The organism is Pseudomonas sp. (genome assembly GCF_002796985.1).
In the GTDB taxonomy this organism is placed as follows: Bacteria; Pseudomonadota; Gammaproteobacteria; order Pseudomonadales; family Pseudomonadaceae; genus Pseudomonas.
Window position 1 is genome coordinate 155,141 of record NZ_PEKX01000016.1, and the last position, 18,566, is coordinate 173,706.

General features: G+C 66.2%; 14 protein-coding genes. 7 read left to right on the forward strand and 7 right to left on the reverse strand.

What is annotated here, in order from left to right:
• Positions 1-34: 34 nt before the first annotated feature.
• The 7 genes from tssH to tssB all read right to left on the reverse strand — a co-directional run bounded on the left by tssH (position 35) and on the right by tssB (position 8,476).
• Positions 35-2,584, reverse strand: a complete 2,550-nt coding sequence (gene tssH / locus CTR55_RS20035) for a type VI secretion system ATPase TssH (RefSeq protein ID WP_296288697.1) — start codon at positions 2,582-2,584, stop codon at positions 35-37.
• Complete coding sequence (tssG, locus tag CTR55_RS20040; RefSeq protein WP_296288698.1) at positions 2,584-3,597, reverse strand: type VI secretion system baseplate subunit TssG; 1,014 nt, start codon at positions 3,595-3,597, stop codon at positions 2,584-2,586. Before tssG ends, tssH begins: the two co-directional genes overlap by 1 nt.
• Positions 3,561-5,387 (reverse strand): type VI secretion system baseplate subunit TssF, encoded by a 1,827-nt coding sequence (gene tssF / locus CTR55_RS20045; RefSeq protein WP_296288699.1) that lies wholly within the window; start codon positions 5,385-5,387, stop codon positions 3,561-3,563. The genes tssG and tssF overlap by 37 nt, the downstream gene beginning before the upstream one ends.
• Positions 5,371-5,799, reverse strand: a complete 429-nt coding sequence (tssE, locus tag CTR55_RS20050; RefSeq protein ID WP_296288700.1) for a type VI secretion system baseplate subunit TssE — start codon at positions 5,797-5,799, stop codon at positions 5,371-5,373. Before tssE ends, tssF begins: the two co-directional genes overlap by 17 nt.
• A gap of 12 nt (positions 5,800-5,811) precedes the next feature.
• Positions 5,812-6,309 carry an Hcp family type VI secretion system effector gene (locus CTR55_RS20055; RefSeq protein ID WP_296288701.1) on the reverse strand — a complete coding sequence of 166 codons (498 nt, stop codon included), beginning with the start codon at positions 6,307-6,309 and terminating at the stop codon, positions 5,812-5,814.
• An 86-nt stretch (positions 6,310-6,395) separates the two neighbouring features.
• Positions 6,396-7,883, reverse strand: coding sequence for a type VI secretion system contractile sheath large subunit (tssC, locus tag CTR55_RS20060; RefSeq protein WP_296288702.1), 1,488 nt, complete (start codon positions 7,881-7,883; stop codon positions 6,396-6,398).
• A gap of 23 nt (positions 7,884-7,906) precedes the next feature.
• Positions 7,907-8,476: a type VI secretion system contractile sheath small subunit gene (tssB, locus tag CTR55_RS20065; protein ID WP_296288706.1), complete on the reverse strand. Its 570-nt coding sequence runs from the start codon at positions 8,474-8,476 to the stop codon at positions 7,907-7,909.
• Between the two features lie 225 nt (positions 8,477-8,701).
• On the opposite strand from tssB, the gene CTR55_RS20070 reads away from it, so the two are divergent.
• From CTR55_RS20070 to CTR55_RS20100, 7 genes are all read left to right on the forward strand, one after another.
• Positions 8,702-9,157, forward strand: a complete 456-nt coding sequence (locus CTR55_RS20070) for a type VI secretion protein (RefSeq protein WP_296288707.1) — start codon at positions 8,702-8,704, stop codon at positions 9,155-9,157.
• A gap of 56 nt (positions 9,158-9,213) precedes the next feature.
• Positions 9,214-10,530: a type VI secretion system baseplate subunit TssK gene (gene tssK, locus CTR55_RS20075; protein ID WP_296288709.1), complete on the forward strand. Its 1,317-nt coding sequence runs from the start codon at positions 9,214-9,216 to the stop codon at positions 10,528-10,530.
• A 15-nt stretch (positions 10,531-10,545) separates the two neighbouring features.
• Positions 10,546-11,316 carry a DotU/TssL family secretion system protein gene (locus CTR55_RS20080; RefSeq protein ID WP_296288710.1) on the forward strand — a complete coding sequence of 257 codons (771 nt, stop codon included), beginning with the start codon at positions 10,546-10,548 and terminating at the stop codon, positions 11,314-11,316.
• The gene (locus CTR55_RS20085; protein ID WP_296288711.1) at positions 11,313-15,137 is read left to right on the forward strand and encodes a type VI secretion protein IcmF/TssM N-terminal domain-containing protein; all 3,825 of its coding nucleotides are present in this window, start codon (positions 11,313-11,315) and stop codon (positions 15,135-15,137) included. Before CTR55_RS20080 ends, CTR55_RS20085 begins: the two co-directional genes overlap by 4 nt.
• Positions 15,134-16,192 (forward strand): type VI secretion system protein TssA, encoded by a 1,059-nt coding sequence (gene tssA / locus CTR55_RS20090; protein ID WP_296288712.1) that lies wholly within the window; start codon positions 15,134-15,136, stop codon positions 16,190-16,192. Before CTR55_RS20085 ends, tssA begins: the two co-directional genes overlap by 4 nt.
• A 103-nt stretch (positions 16,193-16,295) precedes the next feature.
• On the forward strand, positions 16,296-17,279 hold the full coding sequence (locus tag CTR55_RS20095) for a hypothetical protein (protein WP_296288713.1): 984 nt from the start codon (positions 16,296-16,298) through the stop codon (positions 17,277-17,279).
• Positions 17,280-17,556: 277 nt separating this feature from the next.
• Entirely contained in the window at positions 17,557-18,273 is a 717-nt protein-coding gene (locus CTR55_RS20100) for a carboxylesterase family protein (protein ID WP_296288714.1), read from the forward strand.
• The last annotated feature ends 293 nt before the right edge of the window (positions 18,274-18,566 follow it).

Below are 18,566 nucleotides of genomic sequence, written 5' to 3' on the forward strand. Positions count from 1 at the left end.
GCTTTCCTTGTCGATATCCGCTCTATTGCTGGACTCACTCCAGCGCCCACTCCGCCAACTTCCCAGTTACTTCCGCCATCAATACGTTTTCGATATCCCGTGCCCCCGCCGAGCTGCACTTGGCGAGTACCGCTTTCACGATTATCGGATCGAAATCGAACTGCTTGCCGGTCGCCGCCTTGTAGCGTTCGCGTAGCTTTTCCAGCTTGGCGATGACGATGCCTTCCAGGGTCGCTTCCTCCAGCGGCCGATAGGGCACCACGGTCATGCGCGCGAGGAAGGCGGCACGGAAGGCTTGCAGCAGCACCTTGCGCAGCTGGTCGTTGAAGGCATCGCCTGTGAGCTGTTCGGCCGGTGTGTCCAGCAGCAGTTCCGCGCCGACGTTGCTGGTGGCGAGGATCACGGTGTTCTTGAAGTCCACCACCAGGCCGGTGCCGTCCTCCATCACGCCCTTGTCGAAGACGTTGTAGAAGGCTTCCAGCACGTCGGGGTGGGCCTTTTCGATTTCGTCCAGCAGCACCACCGAGTAGGGCCGGCGGCGCACGGCTTCGGTGAGTACGCCGCCGGTGCCGTAGCCGACGTAGCCGGGCGGTGCGCCCTTGAGCTGGCTGACGGTGTGGGCTTCCTGGTACTCGGAAAGGTTGATGCTGATGAGATTGCGCTCGCCGCCGTAGAGGGCGTCCGCCAGGGCGTAGGCGGTCTCGGTCTTGCCCACGCCGGTGGGGCCGAGCAGGAGGAACACGCCCACCGGTTTGGCCGGGTCGGTGAGGCCGGCGCGGTAGGCCTGGATGCGCTGGGCGATGGTGCCCAGCGCCGCTTCCTGGCCCATCACCCGTTGGCCCATGCGCTGGGCCAGGGTGCGGATGGCGTGGGCCTCGTCGGCGAGCATCTTGCCCACCGGGATGCCGGTCCAGCCGGCGATTACCGCGGCCACGGTCTTCGAGTCGACCTGTTCGGGTACCAGCGGATCGTCTTCGCGGATGGCGTCGAGGCCGGCTTCCAGGCGTGCCAGTTCGGCGGCCAGGTGATCGATGCGGCCGTCGAGCTCTTTGTCGGGTTTGGCGGCGTCGGCACTCTCGCTCAGGGTCAGCAGTTCGCGCCGCGATTGCAGCAGTTCGCGGACCGCCTCGCGCTCCTCGCCCCAGCGTTTTTCCAGGGCGCGGATGGCCGACAGGTTGCCCACCGATTCCTGTTCCAGGCTGGTGATGCGCGTGCTGTGGTCCAGGCCGGTGGCCTGCTCGCGGCGCAGGCGTTGCAGCTCTTCCTCTACCGCCAATTCGCGGTGGCGCAGGTTCTCCAGGGCTGGCGGCACGTCGTGCTGGGCCAGGGCGACACGGGCGCAGGCGGTATCCAGCACGCTGATGGCCTTGTCCGGTAACTGGCGGCCGGAGATGTAGCGGTGCGAAAGCTTCACTGCATCCTGGATGGCCACGTCCAGCACCTGCACGCCGTGGTGCTGTTCGAGCTTGGCGGCGACGCCGCGCAGCATGTCCACGGCGGTGGCCTCGTCGGGCTCTTCCACCTGCACCAGCTGGAAGCGTCGTGCCAGTGCCGGGTCCTTCTCGAAGTACTTCTTGTATTCCAGCCAGGTGGTGGCGGCCAGGGTGCGCAGCTCGCCACGGGCCAGCGCCGGTTTGAGCAGGTTGGCGGCGTCGCTGCCGCCCTCCGCACCGCCGGCACCGATCAGGGTGTGGGCTTCGTCGATGAACAGGATGATCGGCTGTTCGCTGCTTCGCACCGCATCGATCACGCCCTTCAGACGCTGCTCGAACTCGCCTTTGACCCCGGCGCCCGCCTGCAGCAGGCCGAGGTCGAGCACGCGCAGCACCACGCCTTGCAGGGATGGCGGTACCTCCCCGGCAGCGATGCGCAGCGCCAGGCCCTCGACCACGGCGGTCTTGCCGACGCCGGGGGCGCCAACCAGGATCGGGTTGTTCTGCCGGCGGCGCAGGAGGATGTCCACGCACTGACGGATCTCGCCGTCGCGTCCGACGATGGGGTCGATGCGCCCGGCGTGGGCATCGGCGGTGAGGTCCTGGGTGTACTGGTCGAGCACGCTGTCCTGGGCCGGTGCGCTGGCGGGCGTCGCCTTGGCCGGAGCGCGGGTGCCAGGCGGCTGTTCGCGGGAGCCTTCGGTCCACTCCAGGAGCTTTTCCCGCAGCGTCTCGTGGGGAATGCGCAGCAGCGACGAGGCGCTGTTGAGCAGCAGCGCACGGCGCTCCTCGCGGTCAAGCAGGGCGAGCAGCAGCACCCCGGAACGGATTGCCGGCTGGCCAAGCACGCTGGCCTGTACCACCGCATCTTCCAGCAGGCCGATGGTCTGCGGCGAGAGTGCCGGGGTGCGCGTGCTGCCGATGCGGAATAGCTCCAGCGCGGTGTTGATCTCGCCGACCAGTTGGTCGCGCTCCAGGCCGAAACGCGGCAGCAGCCGGGCAAGGTCGCCGCCATCAATGTCCAGCAGTTCCAGCAGCAGGTGTTCGATCTCGACATAGTGGTGTGTGCGTTGCAGGCAGCGCTGAGCGGCGCGCTCCAGCGCACGACGGGATTCGGGGTTGAGGCGGCCGATCAGGCTGGCGAGGTCCATCAGGGCATCTCCACGTGGCGCAGGGTCAGGTCGATGGGTTGTACGGCGCCGCCGCTGCGGAGCAGGCCGGTGTTCCAGTTCAGCCGCGGGGCGTTGCCGCGTCCCAGCGTCAGCGGTCCGCTGGCGCGCACCAGCAGGCGTAGTCGGCAGTCGAGGTCGGGGCCGAAGTACAGCGCGCAGAGATGGGCCAGTAGCGGATAGGCGATACCGTCCGGGAGGAAGTGCCGGGCCGTGGCTTCGTCCAGCGGGCCGAGGCGCAGGTGGAATCCGGCGTGCTCGTCCCAGACGCGGGTGCCGGCGATGGCGTCGCGGCCCAGCCCAAGGTTGGTTCCGCCGCGCTTGAGCACGCTGCGCCTTGCCTGGGGAATCTCCCGCCAGGCGCCGGCGTAGGCTTCGCACTGGGTGGGGATGCCGAACTGTTCGCGGAGCATGGCGGCGAAGCCAACCAGCGAGCGGCGCTGGCCGGAGAACTGCGCGCTGCGGGCGAGCACGCTGGCGTCGGGCAGCGCGCCGCGTTCGTGCAGGCCCGTCGGCAGCAGCCCCACCAGGGCCCGCAGTGGGCGCCGCAGGGGCGCGGCGGCCGGTGCCTGGAAGCCCACGGCCAGCCGGTGCTTGCGCAACACCCGGTAGAGCAGGCTGAGCAGGCGATGCTGGAACAGGTCGAGGAATTCGGCGGGCGCATGGTCCTTCTGCCGTGCGCGTTGCTGCAGCCACTCCTGGTAGGCGTAGGGCAGGGCGCCATCGGCGCCGCCCAGGCCGAAGATGGAAGTGCTCAGCAGCGGTCGGCCGTCTTCGTCTTCCAGGGCGTCGATCTGGCTGGGAGCGAACACCGGCGTCAGCGGGCCGCGCAGGCGCAGCGCCTCGGCCTCTGGCCGGCTGCCGTGGCCCAGCGGTGTGGCCTGGGGCTGCTCGTGTTCAAGCAGCAGCAGGGCTTGCAGCCACTCGAAGCGGTGCGGCTCGGCGCGCAGGCGCCGGCTCAGAGAGAGAGGGGTTGGCCGGCCTGGGGTTGCCATCGGCAAATCTCCTGGTCCGATTGCACCAGCACCGTGCGCACGAAGCGGTTGGCGTTGGCGTAGAGCGAGAAGAACTGTGCGAGCACGGCGCCGAACAGCACCGCGCTGGCGCCGACGAAGGCCTGGCGCTCCAGGTGCACGCGCACCTCCAGCCCATTGCGCCAACCGCGCCAGGCATCGCTGCCGACATGGTCGACCACGCGCGCGCAGTCCAGTCGCACGAGTCCGTCGATTTGTCGGGCGGCGAGCTTGTCTTCGCTGAAGTCGTGCAGCGCGAGGATTTCCCGCAGGGCGTCGAGGGCTTGCGGGCCTTCCACCAGCGACAGGTGGTTGAGCGTGAGCTGCGAGACCAGTTGCCAGCGCGACGGGCCGTCCAGCGCTGGCTGGCATTGCCGGCTCGGCGCGCGCAGCAGGCTGGCGCGGGCCACCGGGCCGGGGCGCTCGAAAGCCAGTTCGGTGCCGGCCGGCAGGTACTCGGCAAGGCCGCGGTTGGTGCACAGCACTTCGGCGCTGAGGCTGTACTGCGGGCTCTCCTGCTGCGGTTGCAGGCCGGCGTCCACCAGGGTCAGCAGCAGGTCGCTGCCGCGTCGGCTGGGCGTCATGCCTTCGACCCGCCGTGCATGCCAGTAAAGACCGAGCGCGCCGGGGCGGTGCTGGACGCCGTGGTAGGGTGCGACCTCGACCACGCCCTGCGGGGTACTCGCGCGCAGGGAGCGGATGCTGTGGATCTCCACCGAGTTCTCGCGATGGGCATCGGCGACCAGCCGGTACTCGCTGCGCGTGCCGTCCGGTCGCAGCGGCTCGGAGGTCCGCGGGAACAGGTTGATCGCCGGTACGCAGCCCAGCGCCAGGTCGCTGGCCTGCAGGGTCAGGCGGGCGGGTGCGGGGCGGTCGAAGAGGACGTAGAGATGGAGCTGCTCGCCGCTGGCGCGCAGGCCGTGCAGCGGCAGGTCGAAGAAAGCAAATTTGTCGGGGAAGGCAAAGTACTCGGCCAGCAGGCGCAAGCCGGGATGGACGCGCTCATCCTCGGGCAGCAGGGCCTGTTCGGCGGCGAAGCCGACCCGCTGCGGCAGGCCTTCCAGGTGTTGCGACGGCGCCCCTTCGGTCTTGGCGATCAGGCCGCAGGCGTGGGCGCCAAGCAGGTCGGACAGCGCCGCGTTGGTGACGGGGTTGGCGCTCAGGTGGATGCGCAGGCTATCGACCTCCAGGGCGGCCCAGCCGTCCTTGTCCAGGCAGCGCAGGTCCAGGCGCAAGGCCCCGCGCACGCCGGCGGTGCCGGTGGCGGCCTGGGCCTCCTCGGCACCGAGCAGCACGACTTCCTCGATGCGCAGCGGCCAGAGGGTGACCTCATCGGTGGTGCGCCAGTGCAAGGTCTGTCCGCGCAGTTCCTCGGGCAGTTCGATGCGCTCCTGGCCCGGCACGCTGACGAACAGCGGCGTGCCGCGCGGCAGGTGGAAGCCGGCGCTCAGCTTGCCCTTGGCCGGGTCGGGCTCGAAGCGCACCACAGCGCAGGAGGGCTGGGGGCGCAGGGCCAGCGGATAGAGCTGTTCCAGCAGGGCGTCGCTGAACTGTGCGTAGTCGTCGTCCAGGCGTCGCTGCAGGCGCGCGGCGAGCAGCGCGAAGCCCTCCAGCAAACGTTCGACGTGGGGATCGCCGCACTCACCGGGGCCCAGTTCCAGGCGTCGCGCAACCTTGGGGTAACGCGCGGCAAAGCCCGCGCCGGCGTGGCGCAGCCAGGTCAGTTCGCGCTGGTAGTAATCCAGCAGTTCGGCATCAATCGAGTCGCTCATGGCGTACTTCCAGTGTTCCGCCAACGGGGATGAGTTCGAACAGCAGAGGCGTGCGGCCGGCGTCCTGGCGCAGGCTGCCGAGCAGGCGCACGCGCAGGCGCTGTGGGTGCAGGGGATCGGCGTCGACCACGACTTCGCTCAGCCCCAGGCGTGGCTCGAATCGGCTCACTGCGCGGCGGATCTCCCGCGCCAGGTGCTGGCGGTCGGTTTCGCGGCGGGCCTGCAGGGCCGTCCAGTCGGCGATGCCGTAGGCGAGGATGCCGACGCCGTTGCCGGCTGGGCTGCGGCTGTTGAGCAGGCGTGACAGCTCCTGCGCCACCGAGGCAGCCAGGGCGCGCTGGTCGAAGGCCGGCTCCGTCTCTCCGGTGTCGGAGAGGCGGTCCAGCAGCGGTGGCCGAGCGATGCCGTGCAAGGCCCGGCGTCCTTAGCTGGCGAGCTTGTTGGCGGCCAGGTCCCAGGTCGAGGCGGCGGTGCCCTCCTTGCTGCCGTCGTCTTTCTGCGCGGTGAGCTCCCATTTGATCTTGGTGAAGTTCAGCGACAGGGTTTCCACCGGCTTGCCACCGGCGCCACCGCTGACGCTGACGTTGGAGAGCACCACGTTGTTCAGGGTGTAGGTGATGAAGGGCATGATCTTGCCGTCGCCCTCGGCGGCGTTGCGGCCGATGGTGACCGTGGCGGTGGGGATGGCCTTGCCGGCGCAGCAGTATTCGTTGAGCGTCGGGGTGGAGGTGTCGACGAACTTGGTCAGGGTGAACTCGCCGATGTGTGGCTTGCCGGAGGTGCGCTCCGAGTTGCTGACATCGTTGGTCACCTGCATGGCGACGTTGTGGCTGTACGACATGATTTCGATCTTGTTTTCGTAGCCGGACAGCAGGCTGTCGCCCTTGATGTCGTCGCCCAGGTCGAGAAGTATTGCATCCATGGTGGAAAACTCCGCTGCATGAAAGGGGGGATGTCAGGTGAAGGGGCCGCCCGCGCGGGGCCGCCCGCGCGGGGCGGCCCCTGGGCTCAGGCGGCGACCGGTGGCGGCAGGCTGGCTACCAGGCGGATCGAGGCGGTCAGCTCCTCCAGCTGGAAGTGCGGCCGCAGGAACACCGTGGCGCGGTAGACGCCGGGCTTGCCGGCGACCTCGCTGACATCCACGCGGGCTTCGCGCAGCGGGTACTGCGCCTTGATCTCCTGCGGGGCGTTGTCGTTGATCAGCACGTAGTCGGCGATCCAGTTGTTGAGGTAGGTCTGCACATTGTCGCGGGTCATGAAGCTGCCCACCTTGTCGCGCATGATCACCTTCAGGTAGTGGGCGAAGCGCGAGGCCGCCAGCACATACGGCAGCATCGCCGAGAGCCGCGCGTTGGCGTTGGCCTCGTTGGTGTTGTACAGGCGTGGCTTGTTGGTGGACTGGCCGCCGAAGAACACCGCGAGGTCGGTATTCTTCTTGTGGCACAGGGCGATGAAGCCCAGGTCGTTGAGTTCCTTCTCGCGGCGATCGGTGATTGCCACTTCGGTCGGGCACTTGAGCGACAGGTCGCCGGCATGGGTGCGGAAGGTATGCGCCGGCAGGCCCTCGACGGCGCCGCCGCCTTCGCTGCCACGGATCGCCGCGCACCAGCCGTACTTGCTGAAGGCATCGGTGATGCGCTGGGCCATGACCCACGCGGCGTTGCCCCAGAGGTACTTGGCGTGGTCGGTGCCGTCCACGTCCTCGATGAAGTTCATGCCCTCCACCGGCAGGGTTTCCGGGCCGTAGGGCAGGCGCACGAGGTAGCGTGGCAGGGCCAGGGAGACGTAGCGCGAATCCTCGCTTTCGCGGAAGGAACGCCACTTGATCAGCTCCAGGCTCTCGAAGACCTTGCTCAGGTCACGCGGCACCGCCAGCTCGGTGAAGCTGCCCATGTCGAACAGGCGCGGGCTGGCCGCGCCGATGAAGGGCGCGTGGGCCGCGGCGGCGACGTTGGAGAGTTTTTCCAGCAGGGCGATGTCCTGCGGGTGACGGCCGAAGGAATAGTCGCCCACCAGCAGGCTGAACGGGTGCCCGCCGAAGGTGCCGTATTCCTCTTCGTAGATCTTCTTGAACAGCGCGCTCTGGTCGAACTCGACGGCCTTCTCCAGGTCGTTCTGCAGGTCCTGCTGGCTGACGTTGAGCAGGCGCAACTTGAGGCGCGTGCCGGTCTCGCTGTTCTGCACCAGCTGGTGCAGGCCGCGCCAGGAGGATTCGAGCTGCTGCACCTCGGGGTGGTGCAGGATCTGATTGAGCTGGGCGCTGATCAGTTCGTCGATGCGGCCGATGCGATCGTTGATCATGGCCACGGTGTCCTTGCTGACGGTCATGCCTTCGTCGAGGACCTGGGTGGCGAACTCCGCGAGCATGTCGCGGGCGTATTCCTGCTGGCTGTCATCGTGGGCCATGCGGCCGTCGGCGATGATGCGGTCGAGCAGGTCGAGGGTCTGGGTACTGCCTTCGGCGCTTTGCGCCGCGGCGGAGCTGGGTTTGGCCATTGCTATGCTCTCCTGGCGGCGGATCAGGCTTGCGGTTCGGCGGGCTCGTCGCCTTCGGCGGCGGCCTGGGCGGTGTCGTCGGCGGCGCCGGCCTCGGCGCTCACCGGGTGGGTCGCGCGGATTTCCTGCAGGCCTTCGGTGTTGCTCACCACGTCCTGCAGTAGCTGGTCCAGCTCATCGTTGCCGTCGAGCTTGGTGAGCAGGTCGCGCAGGCGCTGGCGGGCTTCGAACAGGCGGCGTAGCGGCACCACCTGATTGACGATGCTCACCGGGTCGAAGTCGTCGATGTGCTTGAAGTTCAGCTCGACGTTGAGCCGGCTGCCGTCATTGCTCAGGGTGTTGTCGACCTGCACTGCCACACGCGGGCCAATGGACGACAGCACGGCGTTGAAGTTGTCGCGGTCGATCTCGGTGAAGCGGCGTTCGCCGAGCTTGGGCAGGGGCGTGACGGGTTTGCCCGAGAGGTCGGCGAGGATACCTACGACCAGCGGCAGCTCCTTTTTCTCGACGGCGTTGCCGATTTCCACGTCATAGGTGATCTGGACCCGGGGAGGGCGTACCCGGTCCAGTTTGTGCTGCGTGCTTTCTGCCATGCTGGCGAACTCCACTGCTGAGGAGGCGGGCACGCCGCAGCGGGTTCGCTGTCGTCGCGCTCCTTGGCTGGACCACGCGGCAGGAAGGGGAGATGTGATTCAGGCCTGTCCTTGGCGATCCCAGATGGGCTCGTTTGTCCACGAGCTAACCAAGCACGCTAGATCAGGTTGCTAAAAACGCAAATCCGAAAATAATCTCTGACAGACATTTCACAAGGACGTTTCATGAAGTCGACGAAAGCCTGCCTCTGTGCTGTGCTCCTGGTAGTTCTCGGAGGCTGTTCCTGGTTTGGCCCGAAGGTCGACGTCGACCGCCTGACTTTGGATGTCGCGAGCAAGGCCAACGGCGATTCGCCCATCGCCGTGGACTTCGTCGCGGTACAGGACGCGGACCTGCTCAAGCTGCTCTCGGCGATGAGCGCCAAACAGTGGTTCAGCGACCGTGAACAGTACCGCCGTGACCATCAGAAGCAGCTCTCCGTGTGGAGCCTGGAGCTGGTGCCGGGGCAGTTCATGGAGGCCCAGGACTTTCCCCTGGCCGGCAAGCCGGCTGCTGGACTTTTGGTCTTTGCCGGCTATAACACTCCCGGCGCCCATCGCATTCGCCTGGATCAGCAGCCCAACGTATGGCTGCGTTTCGATAGCAGGGAGATGCGCCTGCTGAGTGCCGAGGAGCACTGAGCCACCGTCCTGCGGGATGGGCCCATGACAATCCAGGACGTCGAAGGGGAAGTGGTGTGAGAGTTCTGCCTGACGCAGTTTGTTGGCACGAAGGGATGCAACTGCTTCCCCAGCACTTCCAGCTCCAGGGCCTGCGCGCTGAAGTGTTGTCCGCGCGCCTGGCCCACGCGGCGAACCCCTGGTTCTGGGGGCTCGAACATCTGGAGCTGGACCCTTCCGCCCTGAGCACCGGCGTGGTGCGCCTCCTCGCGCTGGAGGCGATCCTGCCCGATGGCTTGCCGGTCAGCCTGGGCCAGGGTGAGACCCTGGTCTTCGACGCCACGGCCGCCATCGCCGCCTCCCTCGATGCCAGCATTACCCTCTACCTTGCCCTCAGCCCACTGGCCCGTGGCGGACAGGTACTGCCGCTCAAGGGGCGCCTGCAATCCACCAGCGGGCCAGCGGTGCCGGACCTGGCCAGCGGCGAGAATCCCGAACCCATCGTTGTCTGGCGCCCGGCGCCGCGACTGGTGACCGAGGCGCAGCGCGCCGATTCGGTGTGTCTGCCGCTGATGCGCATCGGTAAGGATGCCGGCGGCTTCGTCTGCCTGCCCTACGTGGCGCCCACTCCGCGAATCGCGCCGGCTTCGCCGTTGGGGCAGGCGCTGGTGGCGCTGTGCGCCCATGCGCGGGAGAAGTGCGTGTTCCTCGCCGGCCGCTTGCGCCAGGCGCAGCAGGCGGAGAACACCGAGGACAGCCAGGAAATTCGCCGCCAACTGGCGGCGCTCTGGGCGCGCCTGCCCGAGCTGGAGGCGGCGCTCTACAGTGGAGCAGCGAGTCCGGCGCAACTGCATGGCCTGCTCTGCGGCATGGCCGGCAGCTGGAGCGTGCTCGACCCGCTGGGCGGCGTGCCGGCCTTCCCGACCTTCGATTTCAACGAGCTGCTGCGGACCTTCAACCCGCTGATCGAGTGGCTGGAAGTCACCCTCGGGCGGGTGCGCGCCGGCTACCGCAGCCTGGCTTTCGAGCGCGCCGGCAACGACTTCAGCCTGGCCTTGCCAGACCTGTACTCGCCGGTCCAGCGGCTGGTCATCGGCCTGCGCATGCCGCCGGCCTGCGGCGAGGAGCAAGCCCACGAGTGGCTGTCGCGCTGCATCGTCGCTTCCGAGGCGAGCCTGGCGATCCTCGGCCGGCAACGTATGTCGGGCCTGGAGCATCTGCCGATGAGCCGCGCCGAACAGATCGCCTACAGCGTGGGCGAGGATACCCACCTGTTCGTCGTGCAGGCCGAGGGCGACTGGTTCGACCCCGCCCAGCACCTGTGTCTGCGGGCAGCCCAAGGCACCGGCGGCAGTCCGTGGCAGATCGTGCTGTTCATCGTGGACGGCGCCTGAGGCAGGGAGGCGAACATGGCCGAAGGGAATCTGCCAATTTATCCGCCGTCGTTCGGCGAAGCGCCGCTCAGTGGTGCTTTCCAGGCGGCCTGGCTGGAGTGGCGCAGGCGCTGGGAAGGCCTGCGCGAGTCCACCAGCGAGGACAGTGTGGCCATCGAACGGGTCGCCGACGAGGCCCAGGTGGTGGTGCGGCGTCTGTGGCGCGGCGCCAACGCCAGCGTCGGCGATGCGGCTGGCGAACAGGTCAAGGGCATGGTCTACGCCTTTGTCGCGCTGCTCGATGAAAGCCTGCTGTTCGATCCCTGGAGCGGCCAGTCCGTGTGGCAGGAGCGGCCTCTGGAGTCGCGTCTCTACGGCACGCGCAATGCTGGGGAACGGGTTCCCCAGGCCATCCACCGCCTGCTCGAAACGCGCGCACCGGGCAGCCGTGACCTCGCCAATGTCTACCTGCAATGCCTGCTGCTGGGCTTCCACGGAAAGCTGCGCGGCCCGAAGGGCGAAGCGCTGCACGAGAAGTGGCGGCACGCATTGTTCGCCCATGCCTGGCAGCGTGACGCCGAGGTGCCGGCGTTGCTGGAAACCCTGGCGCGCCCGGCCAGTGCCGCGCCCCTGCGCCTGCCGCTGCGGCGTGCCTTGCCCGACGGCCTGCGTCTGGCGTTGATGGTCGCGGCCGGCGCCCTGCTGCTCATCGTCCTCGGCCATTGGCTGTGGAGCGACGTTCGCGGCGAGCTGACGCCTTTGCTCGACCTGGCCTGCCTGGCCGCTTTCCCGGAGCAGGTGGCTTGAGCGGCTGGCTGGTGCTGGCGCTGCTGTTGCTACTGGTCGCGGCGCTGGCGGTGGCGGCATTCCTCTGGCTGCGCAGCAAGGGCGGTGAGGCGGTGCGCGCCTTCTACCTGACCGTGCGGCAGATGGAGCAGGACCACGGCGTGGCCGATCGCTACGACGTGCCCTGGTACCTCCTGCTGGGCGACCCGCTGCTGGGCGAACGCCTGGCCGCTGACTGGAGCCTTGCGCCGGTGAGCCGCCCGGCCTGGTTCGGCCGCTGGTGGGCCGACCAGGACGGCGCCGTGCTGGCGGTCCCACAGGCCCTGTTCCTGCCCGAAGAAGCCGCGCCGTCGTTGCTGCAACCCTGGCGCCGCTTGCTCGGCCTGTTGCTGCGGATGCGCCCGCGGCGCCCGTTGGACGGGGTGATCTGGGCCGTGCCGGTGGAGCGCCTGCTGGATCCGGCCAGCCTGGCGCAGGAGAGCGTCCAGTTGCGCCGGCGCTTCAACGACCTGTTGCAGCGGCTGGGGCTGAGCCTGCCGGTCTATGTCGTGGTGACCGGGCTGGAAGAGCTCGATGGCTTCGCGGAACTGCACGCCGCCCTGCCCGCCGAGGTTCGCGAGCGACCGCTCGGCTGGGCCTCGCCCTTGCAGGCGGATGCGGCCTGGCAGGGCGAGCACCTGGAGCGCGGCTTCGATCAGGTATTGCAAGCGTTGCAGGCGGCGATCCTCGAAGCGGGCGTGCTCAAGGGGCAATTGAGCGAGGAGCTGTATCGCTTCCCGCAGGCGCTGGAGAGCCTGCGGGAAGGTTTGCGCCAGCGGTTGGAGCCGGTCTTCCAGGGCAACGCGCTGGGTGAGGCGCCGCGCTTGCGTGGCCTGTACTTCAGCGGCGCGTACCGCATGGCTCCCAGTGGTGACGACTGGGCGCTCTCGGCGCGGGAGGAGGCACCCGCGCAGTTGCTGTTCACCCAGCATCTCTGGCAATCGCGCCTGCTCGCCGAGCGCGGGCTGGCCCAGGCCGTGCCGCGAGTCCTGCGTCTGCGCCAACGCTCGCAGCGACTGCTGGGAGCGCTGGCCGGTGCCGTCGGCATTTGCTGGCTGCTGGGCATGCTCTGGGTCTGGCATGAGGATTCCCGCGAGGCGCAGCTGCTGGGTCAGCACATCCAGGCCATGCAGCGCGGGCAGGGCGAAGTCGGCACGGCCGTCGCATCGCCGGAGGAATCCGGCCGGCGCCGCCTGCAGGCTTACTGGGCGCTGCTGCAGGGCGCACCACGCTGGCACTACAGCTCGCTGGTGTATCCGAGCTCCTGGTTCTCCGGTTTCGACAGCCAGATGGACGAACTGCTTCGCGACCTGACACGCCGCGAAGTGCTGGTGCCCTTGCAGCAAATGCAGGCCGCCGAGCTGGTCCGGCTGCGCGCCATCCGTAGTAGCGAGCGCCGCGCCAACGTGCAGAGCGACAGCCCGGAGCAGTGGCCGAACTTCGTTGCTGCCCGCGACCTCGCCAGTGGCGTACTGGCTTTCGAACAGCGCAACCGCTGGTACACCGAGTTGCGCGCCGGCACCTCGAAGAATGCCCTGGAAAGCCTCGCCAAACTGGGTGAACAGGCTTACGGCCTGACCCTCGAACCCGGCGCCCTGCGCAATGCCAGCCACCTGCAAACGGTACTCGGCCAGGGCATTGCCGATGCCCCGGCGCCGGTCGACCCCGGCCCACGCGAGGGGCAGTTGGCACGCAACTTCGACGACCTGATGAGCCTCTGGCTCGATCAGTTCTTCCTCGCCGACAACTTCGTGCGGCCGGCCGGCTTCCTGCGCCTGCACCTGAACGAACTCAGGGCACGGCAGGGCAATAGCCTCGAGGAGCTGGAGGAGACCGCCGCGCAGATCGACGCGCTGCGCAACATGGTGGCCCTGACCAACGCCGCCTGGAGCCACGGCAATGCCCAGGAGATCGTGCCGGGCTTTCGCGCGCTGCTCGACGATGTGCGCCAGTCCTACCTGCTCGGGCCTTCGGCGGAAGCGAAGGTGACCAGTCAGGCCAGCAAGCTGCAGCGTGCCTTCCATGACCAGTGGATTTCCGCCGCCGGCTCCCGCGACAACCTGCTGCAACTGCAGCCCGGTGGCACCCTGACGTTGCAGGAACATGTGGTGGCGCTGGGCAGCACCATCGACTCACTGCTGCGCCAGGACTTCACCGGCACCGCCCTGCGCCAGCCCACGCAGGAGAGCGATCCGCGCCGGCTGGGCAATCTCGACGCCCACGCGCTCAACGCGGCGCTGGCCTACTACGACAGCTATCGCAAGTACAGCGAGCAGGAGCAGGCGCGCATCCCCGCCGAGTACCGCGACGCCCTTGCCGAGAGCACTGCCGCCGCCGCGGCCAGCGCCATGTGGAGCAGCCTGACGCAATCCGTTCCCGTCAGCGGGGCGCCCTGGAAAAGTACCTTCGACGTCCCGCTGGAGCCGGCGGAGCAGGTCCGCCAGGCTCTGGAAACTCTGCAGCGCAACGACCTGGCCAACGCCCTGGACATCCACCTGACTCGTGGCGCGCTGGCCGATGTCGACGAGGTGCTGAAGTCGATCGATGCGCTGCCGCTGTTTCGCGCGCGCGCGGAGCTTTCCGGCTGGGACGGCACGCGCAACTTCGGCCTGCAGTTGTACCGCTCCAGCGACACCCAGGACCTCAAGCGCAGCCTCGGCCAGCAATTCGAGACCATGCTCGCCCTGAGCGAGGAGCATGCGCCCGCGCTGACCTGGCTACGCGACCGCGGCAACCTCGGCTTCGCCGACCAGGACAAGGTGCGGCGCTTCGTCGACCTCAGTGATGAGCTGGTCAAGTACAAGGCGCAGAACCCGACCAGCTCGCCGATGCTGCTGGACCAACTGGTGAGCCGCGACTTCGTCGAAATGGACGCCGCCAGCTGCGGCAAGATTCTCAGTACCTCCGCGCTGGTGCCCGGGCAGGGTGACGTGGCGCGCTTCACCCGCAGCCTGCACAGCCAGGCGCAGCAGCGCTGCCTGGAGTTGCAGCAGAAGGAGGCCGCCCTCGCCTGGTCTGCCATTGCCGACTACTTCAATCAGTACCTGGCCAATCGTTTCCCCTTCGCCTACAGCCTGCAAGCCGAGGACGCTGATCCTGCGCGGGTGCAGCATCTGGTCGAACTGCTCGATCAGAACCTGCAACGGGCCCAGGAAGGCCTCAAGCTCAGCCAGTCGAGCGACCGCGCGGCCGCGGCGGATTTCCTCCAGCGCCTGCAACTGGCCAGGGCCTGGATGGGCCCGTTGTTCCAGCGCGACAAGGGCGGGGCGCAGGGGGTCGACCTGGATGTGCGCTGGCGCACCGACCGCGAGGCCGAGCGCGGCGCCGACCAGGTGATCGCCTGGACGCTCTACGCGGCGGACCGCCCGCTGACCTTCCCCGGTGGCGACAGCCAGCGCCTGCACTGGAACGTCGGCGAGCCGATGAAATTGCTGCTGCGCTGGGCCAAGGACAGCCCGCAGCGGCCGGACATCGACCCACGGCAGGCGAGCATGGCGGTGGCGGACCTGGAGGTGGGCTGGGAATACAGCGGCCCCTGGGCGCTGATGCGCCTGCTGCGCTCGCACCTGATCCTGCAGCGCCAGCCCAGCGCCGACTACACCGATTTCCCCCTCGCGTTGCAGGTGCCGGTGCGCGCACCGAACAGCCGCGAACCGGAGGCGCGGATGTTCCTGCGCATCTCGCTGATGACCCAGGACGCCAAACAGCCTTTGTCCGTCCAGCCCTTACCTGTACGCGCGCCGCGCACGCCCTTCAGCGGTATCGGCGTGGCGAACCTTGCCGGCGCTCAGGAGTTGCCATGATTTCAGACGAGGCGCTGCAGGCGCTCCTGCAACCTCTGCCGGGCGAGTCGCCGTGCGGCGAGTCGCTGCGTCATGATCCGGTGATGGATCGCCTGCGTGAGCTGCGGCGAGAGGAGGATACCGAGCTGCCGGCTGGCGTTTGGAAAGCTGAGCCTAAGCGTGCTGATTGGCTGGCCCTGACTGCACTGGCCGAAGAGGTACTGAGGCAGCGAAGCAAAGACCTGACCATCGCAGGTTATCTAGGTGAGGCCTGGATCGTCACCCACGGCCCAGCAGGTCTCGCCGCAGCACTGAGGCTGCTGGCCGATCTTTGCATTGCATTTCCCGAACAACTGCACCCGCAGGCCACAGATGGCGACCAGGAGTGGCGCGCTGCACCGCTTGCCTGGGTGGCGCGGCGCTACAACGAACTCCTGCTCACCCGCGTCCCGCTGTGCAGCGGCTGGCCGCAAACCACACTGCACGGCTGGCAGGAGCTGCAGCGACGGCAGGTGCAGGTCAGCGACAACAAGGTCGACAAGGTGGCGGCAGAGAGCGCGCGACAGGAGCAGAAACGGCTGAACGAATCGATCCGTAGCTGCGCGGTGAATGGTTGGGCGGCGACACTGGCCGGGCTGGACTGCGCGGCAGGCCACCTGCGACGCCTGGATGCCTGGTGTGACCTCCAGCTCGGCGATGCCGCACCGAGCCTGCAGCAACTCGCCGCGTCCATCGACGCGTTCAGCAACGTCATTCAGGGATGTAAGGCCATGGCTCCGCAAGAATTCGCACCCGTCACTGCAACGGAAACGCCCGCCGAGCCGGATTCGACTGCTATGGCCTCCTCCTGCCCGCTTCCCACTGGCTGCGCTCCGCAGAACCGCGAAGAGGCCTACCGACAGCTCACCGCCATTGCCGAATATCTGGCACGCACCGAACCCCACAGCCCGGTGCCCTACATCATTCGCCGGGCGGTGGAGTGGGGCGGCATGCCGCTGAGCGCGCTAATGGACGAATTGGTGCACGCCGACCCCGAGGCCCGCCGGGTTTGGGTCATGCTCGGTGTGCTGCGCTGAGGATTTGGAAGTTGGAGCCAGCACGCTCCTTGGCTTATCGGTGCTCCCGCAATCTGATCGATGAATAGGGGAGCGTTGGTACTCACTATTCAAGGGAATAAGTATGGCCATGATGTCCGAGGCATTCAGGAACTATCTCGCTGAAGTAACTGCTATGCGCATTGCAGAGGAAGTTAAGATCGACGGAATGTTGGCAGCAGCGATTCATTCAAGGCATAAGGTTCGAAGGACGGATCTAGAAAAATTTCTTGAGCGCGCTAATGCCTCTGATGCGAAATCCTGGGAGCGCAAGTTTTTCACGTATTGTCTGGTTGTCTATGGAGTGGCTGCATACGCGAATGTACAAGATATCTGGACGAGGGATGGTAAGGTTGACAAGGTTGAAGTGATACCTCACTGGTCAGAGAGTGGTAGTTCATATGCGCTCGATAAAGTCATATTCCTTGAGCCGCTCAACTTGTTTCCCGGACTTGCCACTGAGAACCTTTCAAATAATATGATTGTCATTGATCAGCATCGGGCAGCATTTTATGCAGATGGGACAAGCAAGTCCCTGGCAATGATGCCGCATCATTCAAAAGCGTCCAGTACACAGAATGAGAAAATAGCAGTTCATATGCAGGCTCTCAGTAAGCACTCCCAACTATCCGGTGCGAATAGTATGAGCACTCCAATCAAGCCGGTGGTGACTCATACAGTATCGGGCACTCCTGTTAGTAACGCTCTGGGCAAGGGGAAGATGGGAGAGCATATAAGTCAAAGCGTGAATATTGAAGAAATGACTAGCGAATTTGATAATAGCGTAGGTAAAAAGAAAAAAATAGAAAGTGCAAAGTTGATTCATGAGCAGGTTTCAAAGCTGCACGTCGATGCGGTGGCTTTAGGGATCGCCGGGGTTAGTCATTATGAGAATCTTATGATTAACTATGCGGCCGCAATGAAAGATATGAGCCTCTCTGATGATCCTCTAAATGTTAAGAAAACTTTGGAAGGCGCGCGGGATAGATGGCAGAAGAATAGGTTGGTGCTGCAAGACCTGATCGGAAAGTTCAAGCAGGAGACGCACGAGGATTTCCCTATGAAATAGTTATCCAGTCACGTCACTCTTGAAGACAAAATCATTGGATGTTCCTGAACGTGTAGGTCCGCTCTCTCGATCGCACTTGTGCAGCACGCTAGTGTGTGTCGAGCGCCTGCTTCTGGGCGATTGCTGCTTCTGGTCAAAGGCCGCTACCGACCCATAGCGGACACGACTCCGCTCGATGCTTGGAGGTCGTCTGCCACTCCGGCAACCGTCTCGTACAATACTTGTTTCAAGATGCGTCACATCCTCCGGGCTTCTAACAAGAAGAGCGGAGTCATCTGTGAAAACAAGAAGAATCGCGGTCATTAGTGCGCTCATGGCCTGCGCGGGGATCAGCCATGTGCTGCGGGCCGAGGAACCGTGCGCCGTTTGTACGCGCACCGAAAGCGGCGAGGTAAGGGGCGCCGCGGAAGGGACGGTTGTCGCCTTCAAGGGGATTCCCTATGCGCAGGCTCCGGTCGGGGAACTGCGCTTCCAGCCGCCGCAGCCGGCAGGACAGTGGGACGGCGTACTGGAAGCGTCGAAATACCGCTCCACCTGCCCTCAGGTGAAGGACCCGCTGGAGCAATACCCCTTTGCCGGGCGCGCCATCACTGGGGCCGATGGCAAGCAGAGCGAAATCTACGAAAGCGAGGACTGCCTGCATCTGAACGTTTGGACGCCGGCGGTTGATCACAAGAAACGCCCCATCATGATCTTCATTCCGGGCGGCGCTTTTGTGGTGGGCAATGGATCTTCGGACTTCTACGACGGAAGCAGGCTGGCCAGCCATGACGTGGTGGTGGCGACCATCAACTACCGCGTTGGGCTGTTCGGGTTCATGGAACTGGGTGCCCTGGACAAGAAATACGCGGGTAGCGGCAACAACGGCCTGCGCGACCAGATCGCTGCCATCGAATGGGTGAAGCGCAATGCCGCCGCTTTCGGTGGCGACCCTGACAACATCACCATCTTTGGCGAGTCAGCAGGTGGCGCCTCAAGCAGCAGACCGGTATAACCCTGTCGAAGTACAAGGCCTGGCGCCAGGTTTACGCAATGCTCTGCCATATCGTCAGCACTCAGGGGCCGGTCTATGACTGGCACACACATGAGGCCCTGCAATCTGCTGGGTTCTATGACGACTCCCATGGTTACAGGACCATCTCTCAGTATTTTGGGCCGCAGCGCTCGATGACGGAACAGGACCTTCTACTGGTCAATTGTCTGGGGAAGTGAGCGTCCGCTTCTGGCCCAGACCGTGTAAAAACGCAGCGGGTGATGAAGAGCTGGTTATTGGATTGCTTTAGCGGT

Bases quoted from the DNA above. Each gene is read 5' to 3' on its own strand.
- tssH (WP_296288697.1), bottom strand. From the start codon at position 2,584: ATGGACCTCGCCAGCCTGATCGGCCGCCTCAACCCCGAATCCCGTCGT.
- tssG (WP_296288698.1), bottom strand. From the start codon at position 3,597: ATGGCAACCCCAGGCCGGCCAACCCCTCTCTCTCTGAGCCGGCGCCTG.
- tssF (WP_296288699.1), bottom strand. From the start codon at position 5,387: ATGAGCGACTCGATTGATGCCGAACTGCTGGATTACTACCAGCGCGAA.
- CTR55_RS20055 (WP_296288701.1), bottom strand. From the start codon at position 6,309: ATGGATGCAATACTTCTCGACCTGGGCGACGACATCAAGGGCGACAGC.
- tssC (WP_296288702.1), bottom strand. From the start codon at position 7,883: ATGGCCAAACCCAGCTCCGCCGCGGCGCAAAGCGCCGAAGGCAGTACC.
- tssB (WP_296288706.1), bottom strand. From the start codon at position 8,476: ATGGCAGAAAGCACGCAGCACAAACTGGACCGGGTACGCCCTCCCCGG.
- CTR55_RS20070 (WP_296288707.1), top strand. From the start codon at position 8,702: ATGAAGTCGACGAAAGCCTGCCTCTGTGCTGTGCTCCTGGTAGTTCTC.
- CTR55_RS20080 (WP_296288710.1), top strand. From the start codon at position 10,546: ATGGCCGAAGGGAATCTGCCAATTTATCCGCCGTCGTTCGGCGAAGCG.
- tssA (WP_296288712.1), top strand. From the start codon at position 15,134: ATGATTTCAGACGAGGCGCTGCAGGCGCTCCTGCAACCTCTGCCGGGC.
- CTR55_RS20095 (WP_296288713.1), top strand. From the start codon at position 16,296: ATGGCCATGATGTCCGAGGCATTCAGGAACTATCTCGCTGAAGTAACT.